Annotated in this window: 9 protein-coding genes and 4 pseudogenes; 1 reads left to right on the top strand and 12 read right to left on the bottom strand. The window is 71.8% G+C overall.

The window, feature by feature from the left end; all coding sequences use genetic code 11:
* Positions 1-136: 136 nt before the first annotated feature.
* Positions 137-1,333 carry an arginine deiminase gene (locus CIK06_RS28565; protein WP_095567384.1) on the top strand — a complete coding sequence of 399 codons (1,197 nt, stop codon included), beginning with the start codon at positions 137-139 and terminating at the stop codon, positions 1,331-1,333.
* Positions 1,334-1,372: 39 nt separating this feature from the next.
* On the opposite strand, the gene CIK06_RS28560 is transcribed toward CIK06_RS28565, so the two are convergent.
* The 12 genes and pseudogenes from CIK06_RS28560 to CIK06_RS28505 form a co-directional block, all read right to left on the bottom strand.
* Positions 1,373-2,257: a DUF5926 family protein gene (locus tag CIK06_RS28560; RefSeq protein WP_095567383.1), complete on the bottom strand. Its 885-nt coding sequence runs from the start codon at positions 2,255-2,257 to the stop codon at positions 1,373-1,375.
* A 42-nt stretch (positions 2,258-2,299) separates the two neighbouring features.
* Positions 2,300-2,776 carry an ATP-binding protein gene (locus CIK06_RS28555; RefSeq protein WP_095567382.1) on the bottom strand — a complete coding sequence of 159 codons (477 nt, stop codon included), beginning with the start codon at positions 2,774-2,776 and terminating at the stop codon, positions 2,300-2,302.
* Between the two features lie 33 nt (positions 2,777-2,809).
* On the bottom strand, positions 2,810-4,270 hold the full coding sequence (locus CIK06_RS28550; protein ID WP_095567381.1) for a cell wall metabolism sensor histidine kinase WalK: 1,461 nt from the start codon (positions 4,268-4,270) through the stop codon (positions 2,810-2,812).
* A 65-nt stretch (positions 4,271-4,335) separates the two neighbouring features.
* Positions 4,336-5,177 (bottom strand): annotated as a pseudogene (locus CIK06_RS28545) (glycerophosphodiester phosphodiesterase).
* A gap of 4 nt (positions 5,178-5,181) precedes the next feature.
* Positions 5,182-5,517: a rhodanese-like domain-containing protein gene (locus tag CIK06_RS28540; protein WP_095567380.1), complete on the bottom strand. Its 336-nt coding sequence runs from the start codon at positions 5,515-5,517 to the stop codon at positions 5,182-5,184.
* Between the two features lie 28 nt (positions 5,518-5,545).
* Positions 5,546-6,484 (bottom strand): LCP family protein, encoded by a 939-nt coding sequence (locus tag CIK06_RS28535; RefSeq protein ID WP_198348403.1) that lies wholly within the window; start codon positions 6,482-6,484, stop codon positions 5,546-5,548.
* A 417-nt stretch (positions 6,485-6,901) separates the two neighbouring features.
* Positions 6,902-7,945 (bottom strand): LCP family protein, encoded by a 1,044-nt coding sequence (locus CIK06_RS28530; RefSeq protein WP_232534391.1) that lies wholly within the window; start codon positions 7,943-7,945, stop codon positions 6,902-6,904.
* A gap of 326 nt (positions 7,946-8,271) precedes the next feature.
* Positions 8,272-9,542, bottom strand: a pseudogene (locus CIK06_RS28525) (LCP family protein).
* Between the two features lie 82 nt (positions 9,543-9,624).
* A complete protein-coding gene (locus tag CIK06_RS28520; RefSeq protein WP_095567378.1) occupies positions 9,625-10,602 on the bottom strand; it encodes a UDP-glucuronic acid decarboxylase family protein in 978 nt (325 codons plus the stop codon).
* 148 nt (positions 10,603-10,750) lie between these two features.
* The gene (locus CIK06_RS28515) at positions 10,751-12,418 is read right to left on the bottom strand and encodes a cation acetate symporter (protein ID WP_095567377.1); all 1,668 of its coding nucleotides are present in this window, start codon (positions 12,416-12,418) and stop codon (positions 10,751-10,753) included.
* Positions 12,399-12,771, bottom strand: a pseudogene (locus CIK06_RS28510) (DUF485 domain-containing protein); the annotation flags it as partial. The pseudogene CIK06_RS28510 and the gene CIK06_RS28515, both read right to left, overlap by 20 nt.
* Positions 12,772-12,954: 183 nt before the next feature.
* A pseudogene (locus CIK06_RS28505) lies at positions 12,955-13,467 on the bottom strand (flavin reductase family protein); the annotation flags it as partial.
* Positions 13,468-13,492 lie beyond the last annotated feature (25 nt).

Raw genomic sequence — 13,492 nt, 5'->3', positions numbered from 1 at the left:
GTTATCTGTCCACTACCCTACGTGGACGGGCGGCCAAACGGGCAAGGTGCAGCGCCGGAATGAGTGCGGATGAATGCCATATTCATCCCTGAGACGTTTTCCCGGATGGTGCCAACGGCGGACCTAAGCTGCACCAATGACTCACTATGTCGACAGTGAGGTCGGCCGGCTGAGCACCGTGCTGCTGCACCGGCCCGGGCCCGAGCTGGCCCGGCTGACCCCGCGGAACAACGACTCACTCCTCTTCGACGCCATACCGTGGGTGGGTCGCGCACAGGAGGAGCATGACGGATTCGCCGCCGCCCTGCGCGACCGGGGGGTCGAGGTGCTCTACCTCGCGGACCTGTTGGCCGAGACGCTGGGGGTTCCCGCCGCCCGCGCCGAACTGACCGATCAGGTGCTGGCCGACCCGCGCCTCGGCGAGACGCTGCAACGGCGGGTGGCCGACCATCTCAGCTATCTGGACCCGGACGCGCTGGCCACCGTGCTCATCTCCGGCCTGGCCCACGAGGAACTGCGCACCGGACCGGACCGGCCGGGCGGCCTGGTGTACCAGCTGATGGACCGGCACGACTTCGTGATCGACCCGCTGCCGAACCTGCTGTTCACCCGGGACTCGTCGGTGTGGATCCGGGACCGGGTGGCGGTGACCAGCCTGGCGATGCCGGCCCGACACCGGGAGACGTCGCTGACCGGGGCGATCTACCGGCACCATCCCCGGTTCGCCGGCACCGAACTGGTCTACCAACCGGCGCTGGAGCACCTTGAGGGCGGCGACGTGCTGCTGCTCGCCCCGGGCGCGCTGGCGATCGGGGTGGGCGAGCGGACCACCCCGGCCGGCGCCGAGCGGCTGGCCCGCCGGGTCTTCGCCGCCGGGCTGGCGCACACCCTGCTGGTCGTGCCGATCGCCCAGCAGCGGGCCACCATGCACCTGGACACCGTCTGCACCATGGTGGACTCCGATGCCGTGCTGATGTACCCGAACATCGCCGACACGCTGTCGGCGTACACGGTGGTGCCCGGTCCGGACGGTGAGCCGCGGGTCGACGGCCCGGCACCGTTCCTGCGGGCCGCCGCCGACGCGATGGACCTGGACACGCTGCGGGTCATCGACACCGGGCTCGACCCGGTGACGGCCGAGCGGGAGCAGTGGGACGACGGCAACAACACCCTCGCCCTCGCGCCGCGGCTGGCGGTGGCGTACGAGCGCAACGTCGAGACCAACGCGCAGCTCGAACGCGCCGGCATCGAGGTGATCCGGATCGCCGGCTCGGAGCTGGGCTCCGGCCGGGGCGGACCGCGCTGCATGTCCTGCCCGCTCGCCCGCGGGTGACCGCGGGATGCTGCCCGGGAGGCGGTCCCGGGGTGCCGGTCAGCGCAGCGCGACCTGGCGGCCCAGCAACCCCTGCCGGGCCCGGCGCCCGGCGGCGTCCAGCGGCGTCGGGTCGGCCGCCGCCTCCGCGTAGCGCTTGGCGAAGTCGGCCACCGGCGCGCTCCAGTGCTCGGCCGGCGGGTCCGCGGGCAGATCCCACACCGGTACGAGCCGGCCGTGCGCCCGGAACATCCCGGCGAACTTCGTGCCCTCGGCCAGCGGCAGGTCGCCGGCCACGGCGAGCCGGGCGAGCGCGTCCAGCGTGACGTCCTCCGGCTCGGGCATCACCCACCGGACGTGGGCCTTCTCCGGCACCCGTACCCAGTAGGCGGCTCGGGCGCTCTCGAGCCGGACGGTCGGGTAGATCGACGCGTTGGCCCGTTCCAGCGACGCCTGCACCGAGCCGTCCCGGGGCGCGTCGTCGGCCAGCCAGAACTCGAACCCGTCGTGCATCGTGACGTCCAGCGGCCCGTCGACGAGCACGTCCGGCAGCCGTGGCCCCTCGCCCGGCAGTGCCGGCACCTCGACCGGCTGTCCCGGCTCGGTGCGCAGCGCGCACAGCAGCGCCTCGGCGATGTCCCGGGACACGTCCCCGGACTGCACGTGGCGCTGCAACCCGACCAGCACCGCGCCGTCGGCCCGGGCGAGCGCCGGCGCCGCCATCGGCAGCACGGTGGCCAGCGTGACCGGCCGCTCCCCGTACTGCTCGGCGAGTTCGGGGCGCAGCGTCAGCGGCGCGGAGGCGGCCGGGACGAACTCGCGCAACGCGATCCACTCGACCTCGTCGGCCAGACCCTCGAAGGGCCGGGGCACGAAGACGTCCCGCAGCTTCTGGCGCTTCGGCTCGGTCCCGCCGGCGCGGTTGCTCTTACGACGCTTGCTCACGGGAAGACAGCCTAGGGCAGCCGTACCGGCGCGGTGGCCCGGCTATCGCCGGGCCAGCAGGTCGGTGGCCGCGGTGGCGCCGCCGGGCGGCGCCGTGGGCTCGCCGGCCGGCGCGCGCAGCTCGGCCCAGACGCTCTGTCCCAGGCCGTCCCGGTCGGCGCCCCAACTGGTGGCCAGCGCGGTGACGATGTGCAGGCCGCGGCCGTCGAGCGAGTCGAGGTCGGTGTCGCGGACCTGGGGCGGCGCGGCACCGCCGCCATCGGTCACCCGGACCTGCACGACGTCGGTGTCGCCCTCGACGTGGTGCCGCCAGGCCACCCGGATGACCTCGCCGGGCAGCGGCTGGGCGTGCAGCACGGAGTTGCCGACCAGCTCGGCGAGCACCGCCACGACATCGGCCAGGAAGCCGGGCCGGATCGTGTCGACGAGTTCGGTGGACAGCCGGTGGCGCGCCATGCGCGCACCGCGCGGCTGGTGCGGCACCACCACGCACCAGGCTCGCTCCGCCGGACAGGTCATAGACCGCCATCCTCCTCCGCGCCCCATGCCGGCTCACGCCCGGGGTAGCCGCACCTCTGCGACGGTACCGCCACCGGTGCGGGGACGGAGGCTGACCCATCCTTTTTGTCGCTCCACAATCTTTCTGACCAGATATAGCCCCAGTCCGGCGCCGGGATAGCGCCGCCGATCCCCCGACTCGCCCTGCCAGAACCGGTCGAACGCCCGCTCGACATGCTCGGGCCGTACCCCGATGCCCCGGTCGCCGACCCGGAAGACCACGGAGCGTTCGTCGGCCTCGGCGCACAGCTCGATCATCGCGTCCGCGGCCGAGTACTTGTCCGCGTTGGTGACCAGTTCCGTCAGGACGGTCGGCAGGCTGGCCCGGTCGCCGATCGCGGCCGGCAGGTCGGCCGGCAGGTCGAGGGTGACCCGCCGGCGCAGGTCGCGGGGCAGGTCCGCGACCGCCTCCGCCAGGGCGTCGGCCAGGTCGAACGGCATCGGCGCGGCCCCGCCGACCGATCCGGCGTCGGTCGCCGCCGAGAGCAGCCGGTCGACCAGCCGGGCGAGTTCGTCGGTACGCTGCGCCATCACCACGGCCGCGGCCCGGCGGTCCGGCTCCGGCACCGAGTCCCAGTGCTGGCTCAGCGTGTCGGCGAAGCCCTTGATCACGGTGATCGGCGTACGCAGTTCGTGGCTGGTCACCGCCACGAACAGATCCCGGTCGTGGTCGTGCTGGTGCTGGGCGGTCACGTCGGAGATGGTGACCACCCGGGAGGCCACGCTGCCCGGCAGCTCGCCGCTGGTGATCTTGAGCCACTTGTCGTCCGGCAGCCGGTAGTCGAGCACCTGGCCGGGAGGTGGCAGCGGGAACGGCAGCCGCTGGTTGAGCATCCGCCCGGCCGGCAGGCCGGTGATCCGCTCGGCCGCCGGATTCCACAGCCGTACGCCGCCGTCGCGGTCGACGATCGCCAGCCCGTCGGCGAGCGCGGCGACCACCGGACCGTCGCCGTGCACCGGCAGGCCGGTCTGGTCGCCGTAGAGATGGGCGATGCAGGACGCCACGTAGGTCAGGATCGTCCGCACCTCCTCGCCGGGCGCCGGGGTGTCCGGTGGGTAGAGCGCGTGCAGGCCGCCCACGGTGACGCCGCCGATCTCGGCCCGGGCCACCAGCATGCGACCCATCCCGTGCCCGTCCAACTGCGCCGCGAGTTCCTCGGCCAGCGCGTCCACCCGCAGTTCCTGGCAGCGCGGGCCGCTGAGCAGTTGGTTCGTCGCCCGGTCGCCGATCGGTACCGGCCGGCCCAGCGTCCACTCGACGGCGCCGGTGGCGGCCACGATCCGGCCCTCGGTGGGCGTGTACTCCACGAAGACCATGCCCTCGGCGTGGATCGCCTGCTGGATGGTGCCGATCAGGCGGGTGAGGACGGGCAGGCCGGCGTCGCCGGCGTTGATCATGTCGATCGCGACGCTCTGTCCGGCGATCACTGAGCGGTAGTCGGGGGGCTCCGGCATGCCCCGAGTCTGCCCGCTGGAGCGGACCGGCGGCAGGCCCGGGGTCGCCGTTGCGCCGCCGCGGGTCAGCGGTTGAGCCGGTCCAGGACGAAGGCCGGCCGATCGGTGATCACGCCGTCGACGCCGTACTCCAGGACCAGGTCGAGGTCCTCCGCCCGGTTCACGGTCCAGACGTACACCTGGTTGCCGGCGGCCCGCAGCGCCGGGATGAGCTGCGGACGGGCCCGGACCAGCCCGATGCCGGGGCCGGCGATGCGGGCGGCGAACGGCAGCCGGCCGGAACGCAGCCCCGGCGGCAGCACCTCCAGCAGCAGGACCGTCGGCAGCGCCGGTGCGAGTGCGTGGATCCGCCGTACCGCGAGCGCGGAGAACGACATGACGGTGACCCGGACCGGCTGGTCGGCGTCCCGACGCAGCAGGCCGTGCCGGTCCAGCAGCGCGATCAGCCGCCGTTCCACCTCGGGGCCGCGCCGGGTCGGATGTTTCGTCTCGATCAGCAACTCGACCGGGCGTCCGGCGTCCCGGACGGCGCCGAGCAGCCCGTCAAGGGTGAGCAGGCCGCTCAGCGACGGATCCGGTGGGTCGTCGGTCGGCGCGTCCTCGCTCGTCGCACCGGGATGCCAGGAGCCGAAGTCGAGTTGCGTCAGCTCGGCCAGGGTGCGGGCGCTGACCCGCCCCCGGCCGTTGCTGGTCCGGTCCAGCCGCCGGTCGTGCACGCAGACGAGGTGGCCGTCCCGGGTGAGCCGGACGTCGCACTCCAGCCCGTCCGCCCCTCGTCCAGGGCGCGCAGGTACGCCCCGAGGGTGTGCTCGGGCAGCGCGGCCGAGGAGCCCCGGTGGGCGAAGACGAGCGGCCCGGGCGTGGTGCCGGTACCGCCGGAGGACGGGCTGTCGGGGGCGTGACGCATCCGATCAGACCACCCGGGCCGGCTGACCGTCCTCGCTGGTCATCGGCCGGCCGGCGGCGGCCCACTGGCGCATCCCGCCGGTCAGGTTGCGCACGTTCTCCCAGCCGTTGCCCATCAGGTAGCCGACCACCTGGGCGGATCGGCCGCCCGACCGGCACACGACCACCACCTCCGATTCGGTGGGAATCTCGGCGAGCCTGGCTGGAATCTCCATCATCGGCAGGTGGTGTGCCTGCGGGGCATGGCCGGCGGACCACTCGTCCGGCTCGCGCACGTCGAGCAGGAAAGCGTCGGCCGGTACGTCGGTCGCGGTCACGGAGGGAACGTCAGGTTCGAACACAACAACCAAGGGTAGGCCAGGCCGCCGGTCAGAGCTGGTTCACCCACCGGGGGTTGGCCCTGCTCCAGTTGTCGAGGTCGTCGCCGCGCAGCGCCTGGAACAGTCCGTCCGACTCGGGATCCATCAGGTCGTAGGAGGTCTCGTCGATCGTCTCCGGGTGCGACGGCAGTTGGATCCCCGCCATGCTGCTGGAGTGCATGCCGCGCAGGGCGAACACCACGTCCTCCAGTTGGGCGCCGTTGGTGTCGACGGTCAGCGCGGAACCGATCGCCCGGATCACCTGGTCGAGCTTGATCGGATTGGACATCAGGTCGGTGGGCGCCACCCGGTCCATGATCGCCCGCAGTAGCTGCTGCTGGTGGCGCTGGCGGTCGTAGTCGCCGTGCGGCAGGTCGTACCGTTGCCGGGCGTAGTCGAGCGCCTGGGCACCGCCCATCCGCTGACATCCCACCTCGAAGTGCGCGCCGGTGTGGATGGACCGGATCGGGGTGTCCACGCACATCCGAACCCCGCCCACGAGGTCGATCACCCGCTCGAAGCCGGAGAAGTCGATCATGGCGGCGCCGTCGAACTGGGCGCCGGTCAGCCGGCTGAGCGTCGCGGACAGCAGTTGGGCGCCGCCCTCCCCGCCGCCGCCGAACTGGAAGGCCGCGTTGACCTTGTCGTTGCCCCCGGCGTACGCGCCGCCGGGCGGGATCTCGACGAGCAGGTCCCGGGGCACCGAGATCAGGTACGCCCGGTCCAGGCCGGCCGGGATGTGCACGATGATGATGGTGTCCGACCGGGCCTCGCCGGCCGACTGGGACGGGCGCTGGTCGGAGCCGATCAGCAGGTAGTTGAGCGGTCCGGTGACCGCGGCACGGCCCCGGCGGGCCGCGGGGTCGAGCAGGGACTCCTTGGACACGCTGCGGTCGTACCGGTCGGTCAGGGCGTGCATGCCGAAGCCGGCGACGATCGAGACGACGATGAGCAGCAGTCCGGCTCCCGCGACGAGCCGCGCCCAGAGTGGGGGTTTGCGCCGGTCCGGCGTCCGCGGCGCGTCCGCGTCCGCCGCCGGTCCCGGGCCGACCGGCGGGCCCGGCGGTGCTGCTGGGCCGGGCGGTGCTGCTGGGCCGGGCGGCGGCGCGGCCGGATCGGTGGGTTGACCGGGCGGCACCGTGGCACGGGCCCGCTTCGCTCTGAACGTAGCCCCTCCCCGGACCGAGCCTGGCGAACCAATTCCTGATCCACCCTAAGGGTCCGCTACGACCGATCAGTGGCTTTTGCGGTATCTGCCGGTGCCGGATTCGCCGACGGTCGGTTCCCGGCCAGACGGAAAACGCCCACCGGCGGACGGTTCAACGTCCACCGGTGGGCGCGCGGGTCGGCCGAGGGCCGACCGGTGTCACGACTTGGGGGCCAGCATGTCCGGATGCTCGTCCAGGAACTCGGCGAGCTTGTCGTTCTTGACCGCGCGGAACATCTCGATGCTCTCCTGGGTGAGGGCTTCCCGGGACTCCCCGCTGGAACTCTGGCGCGAGTTGAACTTGCCGCCGTTGGTGCGTACCAGGGTGAGGTCGTTGGCCGTCACGCCGCGCATCGTGAAGATGAAGTCGGCGATCGGCACGCCGTTGGTGTCCAGCGTGAACGCCTTGCCCGCCGCCTGGATCAGGTGGTTGACCTTGCTCGGGTTCGTCATCACGCCGCCGTCCATCGCCTTCTTGGCGATGGCCTTGATCACCTGCTGCTGGTGCCGCTGCCGGTCGTAGTCACCGTTCTTCAGGCCGTACCGCTGCCGGGAGAAGTCCAGCGCCTGCCAGCCCTTCATGTCCTGGCAGCCGGGCTGGTACGTCACCGGGGTGTACCGCTTGCCGGACGCCTTGGCGTCGGTGATGTACATCGGCTTGCCGTCGACCACCATCATGTGGTGCGAGGTCACCTTCTGGTCCACGCAGACGTTGATGGTGCCGAGCGCGTCGATCACGCCCTTGAAGCCGTTGAAGTCGATGATCGCGGCGCCGTCGAAGCTGATCCCCACGGCGTTCTTGATGGTCCGCGCCAGCAGCTCCGTGCCGCCGGCCCAGCCGCCGCCGTTCTGCGCGCCGGCGAAGAAGGCGCCGTTGATCTTCTCGACCCGACCCTTGAACCCGTTCTTGGGGAACGCCGGGACCTGGACCTCGGTGTCGCGCGGGACGGAGATGAGGTACGCCCGGTCGTGGGTCGCGGGGATGTGCAGGATGATGATCGTGTCCGGCCGGGTGTCGTTCTTGTCCCAGCCCTGCCGGATGTCCACCCCGAGCAGCAGCAGGTCGATCGGCCCCTTGAGGTCCTTGCCGCCCTCGGCGCCGCTCTTGCCGGCGCCGCCCAGCAGGTTCTCCTGATCGATCGCGCCGGCCGCCCGGCTGATCAGCGCCTTGCTGCCGACGATCGCCCCGCCGCTGAGCATCATCAGCACGGCGCCGAAGACCACAAGCGAGCGCGCCCAGGCGGGATCGCGGCGCCGCTTCCGTTTTGCGGTTCGCGGTGGGTCGGCCGGCGGTGGCGCGGCCGATGATGCGTACCCGGGGGAGGCTGGTGGCTCCATCGCGGGGCGTCGACGGGTGTCAACCGGCATGCCTGCTCCAGTTCACGTGCGGGGCCAGCCCACTGTACGGATCCTTGCGCGTTCCCGCGAGCGGCGGATCCGGGGTTGTGGCTGGCCGCCGGGCTCACCGGTGCGCCGACCGGGCCGGCCGATGCCGCCACGCTGCGGCAAAGCGGCCGTTCGGATGATTTTCAGCCACCGTTCGTGCTGGTGTCGGACTGCTTGTCCGCGTTCACCCACTGTTGCATCTTGTCTGCGGCTATCGCCTGGTACATGGCCAGCGCCCGCTCGCGGTCGGAGATGACCACCGACTGACCGTCGATCATCTGGCTGCCGAGGTGCGGGCTGGTGATGAAGGTCAGGTTCTGGCCGCGCAGGTTGCGGAACTGCACCGCCATGTCAACCAACGAGAATTCCTGGTCGACGGTGACCGCCTTGGTGACCGAACTGAGGAAGGCGTTCAGCTTCGCCGGGTTGGACAGCGTGCCCGTGCTGGCCGCCTTGTCCATCAGGGCGCGCAGGAACTCCTGCTGGTGGCGCACCCGGGTGAAGTCGCCCTGGGCGAACTGCTTGCGCTGCCGCACCCAGTCCAGCGCCGTCGCGCCGTCCATGTGCATGGTGCCCTTGGTGAACTTCCGGTACGGCTTGTGGATCGACGTGATGCTCTGGTCCACCTCAAGATCCACCCCGCCGAGCGCGTCGGTGACCTCCTTGAACCCGCCGAAGTCGATCGCCATCACGTGATCGATACGGACGTCGGTGAAGCACTCCACGGTCCGCACGGCCAGCGGCAGGCCGCCGAAGGCGAACGAGGCGTTGATCTTCTCGCGTTGCGCGGTGTCGCATCCGGCGGAGGCGTCGCCGGGGATCGGGACGTACAGGTCGCGGGGGATGGAGACCAGGTACGCCTTGTCGTGGCTGGCCGGGACGTGCATCAGGATGATGGTGTCGGCCCGCCACTTGCCGGCACCGTCGACCGGGGCGTCCGGATCCCGGGAGTCGCTGCCGACCAGCAGGATGTTGATGGCCCCGTCCACCGTCTTGGCCGGTCGCCCCGCGGTGATCACCGAGAACGGGTCGGTGCGCTTGATGTCCTCGTTGAGGTTGCGGGCGTAGAGCCACGCCCCGGTGCCGGCCAGCACGCCGAGCACCAGCAGCACGACGCCGGCCACCAGGGCGATCCGCCCCACCGGGGGCGCAGCCGCCGGGGTCCGCCGGTCGGCGGACGGCCCGTACCGCCGGGTCCGCCCGGCCGGTCCGGCCCACCCGGCCCGCCGGGCGTGCCGCCGTAGCCCCGGCGGGGGCGCTCGGCATCGTGGTCAACATCCCGGCCACCGTCGGCCGGGCGCGGGATGCGTGCCCGGCCGGCGACGCCGCCGGCGGGCACGCTGGCACGGCCGGCCGAGCCGCTGGCCGGCCGGTGGGCGTCGCCGGGACGACCGGCGGGCGGGTTCGCTGACATGTGGCTCAGGGTACGTAGTCATGCCAAGAAAACCCTGGACGCCGCAGGGGAGTACGGGCGATTTGTTGCGACCCGGGCCGGCTCAGGCCAGGTGTTCCCGGAAGTACGCGACGGTGCTCGCCAGGCCGGTCCGGGGGTCGACCCGAGGTTCGTAGCCGAGCCGTTCGCGCGCCAGGGTGAGGTCCGGCCGGCGCTTCTCCGGGTCATCGGCCGGCCTCGTGACAAAGGTCACCTCGGATCCGCCGCCGGCGATCTCCACGATCAGCTCCGCCAGCTCGCGCATCGACATCTCGTGCTCGGTGCCGCAGTTGATCGGACCGGTCTCGGTCGAGTCGAGCAGCAGCAGGATGCCGCGCACCAGATCGTCCACGTAACAGATCGACCGGGTCTGCGTACCGGTGCCGTGCACCGTGATCGGCTCGCCGCGCAGCGCCTGCGTGATGAAGGCCGGGATGGCCCGCCCGTCGTCCGGCCGCATCCGCGGACCGTACGTGTTGAAGATCCGGACAATCGCGACGTCGAGCCCGTGGAACCGGTGGTAGGCCATGGTGGCGGCCTCGGAGAAGCGCTTGGCCTCGTCGTAGACGCTGCGTACCCCGTTGGGGTTGACGTTGCCCCAGTAGCTCTCCGGCTGCGGATGCACCAGCGGGTCGCCGTACGCCTCGGAGGTGGAGGCGAGCAGGAAGCGCGCGCCGTCGGCCAGCGCCCGGTCGAGCAGGTGCAGGGTGCCGAGGGAACCCACCCGGAGGATCTCGACGGGCAGCAGCGCGAAGTCGGTCGGGCTGGCCGGCGAGGCCATGTGCATGATCGCGTCGAAGCGTTCGGCCAGCGCCGGATGGTGGGCCGGCAGGCCGTCCGAGACGTCGGCATCGACCAGCGTGAAGCGCGGGTTGTCGGCCAGGTGGGCGACGTTCTCCTTGGAGCCGGTCACGAAGTTGTCGACGGCCACCACCGTGCAGCCCCGCCCGATCAGCGAGTCGACCAGGTGCGACGGGACGAAGCCGGCGCCGCCGGTGACGAGGACGCGGTGCCCGGATCCGAACCGCTGCGAAACCACCATGCGGCCGAGCCTACACAGGACAGCGTCCCCCGGGAGGGGCCACCGGCGCCGAATGTGAAACCCCCTCCCGGCGGTGAGGCTGCGCCGGGAGGGGTGGTGGGACGCGACCGGATCGGTGCCGGTGCGCGGCCCGGAACGGGCCGATGGATCAGTGCGCTCCGGCCCCGGTGAGCGACCGGACCTCCAGTTCCGCGTACTTGGCCTCGTCGCTCTCCTTGGACAGCAGGGTGCCCAACCAGCCGCAGAGGAAGCCGAACGGAATCGAGATGATGCCCGGGTTGGACAGCGGGAACCAGTGCCAGTCGTGGTCCGGGAACATCGCCGTCGGCGAGCCCGAGACGACCGGGGAGAAGAACACCAGCAACACGGCCGCGAGCAGGCCACCGTAGATCGCCCAGACCGCTCCGGAGGTGTTGAACCGCCGCCAGAACAGGCTGTAGAGGATCGCGGGCAGGTTGCCCGAGGCCGCCACCGCGAAGGCGAGTGCGACCAGGAACGCCACGTTGAGGCTCTGCGCGAAGATCGACAGGACGATCGCGACCGCGCCGATCACCAGGGCGGAGATCCGGGCGACGTTCACCTCCTGCCGCTCCGAGGCCTGGCCCCGCTTCACGACGTTCGCGTAGAAGTCGTGCGCCAGGCTGGACGAGGAGGCCAGGGTCAACCCGGCGACCACGGCCAGGATCGTGGCGAAGGCGACCGCCGCGATCACGGCCAGCAGGACCGATCCGCCGGTACCGCCGCCCAGGTACTCGATGCCGAGCGCCTGCGCGAGCTGCGGCGCGGCGGTGTTGCCGGCCTTGTCCTGCGCGGTGATGGCCTCGTGCCCCACCAGCGCCGCCGCGCCGAACCCGAGCGCGAGGGTGAGCAGGTAGAAGCAGCCGATGATGCCGATCGCCCACAGCACGCTGCGCCGGGCCGCCCGGGCCGTGGGCACCGTGTAGAACCGGATCAGGATGTGCGGCAGGCCGGCGGTGCCCAGCACCAGCGCCATGCCCAGCGAGAGCAGGTCCATCTTGCTGTAGAACGTCTTCGTCGCGTCGGCCGTCTCCACGCCGTACCGCAACCCCGGTTCCAGGAACGCGTTCCCCTTGCCGGATGCTCGGGCGGCGTCGCCCAGCAGCGACGACAGGTTGAACTTGTAGTGCACCGCCACCAGCAGCGCCATCACCAGGGTCCCGCCCATCAGCAGGATGGCCTTGACGATCTGCACGTAGGTGGTGCCCTTCATGCCGCCCACCGTGACGTAGATGATCATCAGGGCGCCGACCAGGATGATCGTGGCGACCTTGGCGGTCGCCGCGTCCATGCCCAGGAACGTGGTCCCCGGCTTGATCCCCAGCAGCAGCGCCACCAGGGCGCCCGCGCCGACCATCTGGGCCAGCAGGTAGAAGATCGAGACCGTGATGGTGGAGACCGCGGCGGCCGTCCGGACCGGCCGCTGCCGCATCCGGAACGCCAGCACGTCGGCCATGGTGTACCGGCCGGAGTTGCGCAGCAGCTCGGCCACCAGCAGCAGGGCCACCAGCCAGGCCACCAGGAAGCCGATCGAGTACAGGAAGCCGTCGTACCCGCTCAGCGCGATGATGCCGGCGATGCCCAGGAACGACGCGGCCGACATGTAGTCGCCGCCGATCGCCATGCCGTTCTGGAAGCCGGAGAAGGACCGGCCGCCGGCGTAGAAGTCGGTGGCCGTCCGGGTCTGCCGGCTCGCCCACACGGTGATCACCAGGGTCACCGCCACCAGCACCAGGAACAGCGTGATGGTCAGCCCCCGGGCGGAGCCGGCCGCCTCGGCCGCCAGGACCCTGGTCACGAGTCACCTCCGGTGAGTTCGGCCCGGATCCGGTCGGCCACCGGGTCGAGCCTGCGGTCGGCGTAGCGGGAGTACAGCCAGGCGATCAGGAACGTCGACGCGAACTGCAACAGGCCGAAGACCAGGGCCACGTTGATGTCTCCGAACAGGACCTGGCCCATGAAGTCCCGGGCGTATGCCGAGAGGATCACGTAAAGCGCGTACCAGCAGAAGAACGCCACCGTCATCGGGAACACGAAGCGGCGGAGGGCACGGCGGAGGCCGTCGAACTCGGCCGAGCGGGCCACCTCCAGATACCGGTTCGCCGGCTCGGCCGTACCGGCCGGAGTCTCGGCGGGAGTATCCGTGGACATGCGGGATCACCACCTTCCGGGGTGCGGGATTGCGCGCACGGTAGGTAGTTGCGCGGTACCGCGGAAGATGATCGGCGGGTGGCTGCACCCGGCTGCGCCGAACGGGCCGTCCGGTGCGCCGAGTGACCATTGTCACGCCGTTCACCGATGCCGATCTCCGACCCGCCGGGCGGGCGGGCGCGGTCAGGGAGCCAGTTCGCGGTACCGGCCGCGGTGGTGCAGCAGCGGCGGTACGTCCCCGGCCAGCTCGACCGTCTCGATCGTCGCCTCGACGAGCAGCGCCCAGCCGCACGGGCGGGCCTCGTCCAGCCGGCAGCCGACCCAGCCGCCCCCGTCGGCCGGTACCGGGCCGTGGTCGGTCTCCGTCCACGCACCCTCGGCGAACGGTCCGCCGGGTGCCGGGAACAGCCCGGCGAACCGGTCGGCGAGCCGGCGGTGCGCCGGGCCGAGCGGTGTCACCGCGAACCGTTCGGCGGCGGTGACCGCGGACCAGAACTCCGACTCCTCGTCGATCAGACCCAGCAACCGGGCCGGCTCGCCGTCGGCCACCAGCGTCGAGGAGACGGTGAGCCCCGCCGGGCCGGGCGCCGTCCAGAGGGTCACCGGCGCCGCCAGCCGGCCGCGGAGCCGGCGTACCGGTGACCGGTCGGACTGCGGCGTGGCGAACGGGTCGGTGTGGTGGATGTGGCCACCCGGCGGCTGCGTCACCCGGCTCATTGTG

It is taken from the genome of Plantactinospora sp. KBS50 (assembly GCF_002285795.1).
Classification (GTDB): Bacteria; Actinomycetota; Actinomycetes; order Mycobacteriales; family Micromonosporaceae; genus KBS50.
Note: the sequence above shows the minus strand (reverse complement) of the source record. Positions and strands in the feature narration are given on the sequence as shown.

Bases quoted from the DNA above. Each gene is read 5' to 3' on its own strand.
- CIK06_RS28565 (WP_095567384.1), top strand. From the start codon at position 137: ATGACTCACTATGTCGACAGTGAGGTCGGCCGGCTGAGCACCGTGCTG.
- CIK06_RS28555 (WP_095567382.1), bottom strand. From the start codon at position 2,776: ATGACCTGTCCGGCGGAGCGAGCCTGGTGCGTGGTGGTGCCGCACCAG.
- CIK06_RS28550 (WP_095567381.1), bottom strand. From the start codon at position 4,270: ATGCCGGAGCCCCCCGACTACCGCTCAGTGATCGCCGGACAGAGCGTC.
- CIK06_RS28530 (WP_232534391.1), bottom strand. From the start codon at position 7,945: ATGATGCTCAGCGGCGGGGCGATCGTCGGCAGCAAGGCGCTGATCAGC.
- CIK06_RS28520 (WP_095567378.1), bottom strand. From the start codon at position 10,602: ATGGTGGTTTCGCAGCGGTTCGGATCCGGGCACCGCGTCCTCGTCACC.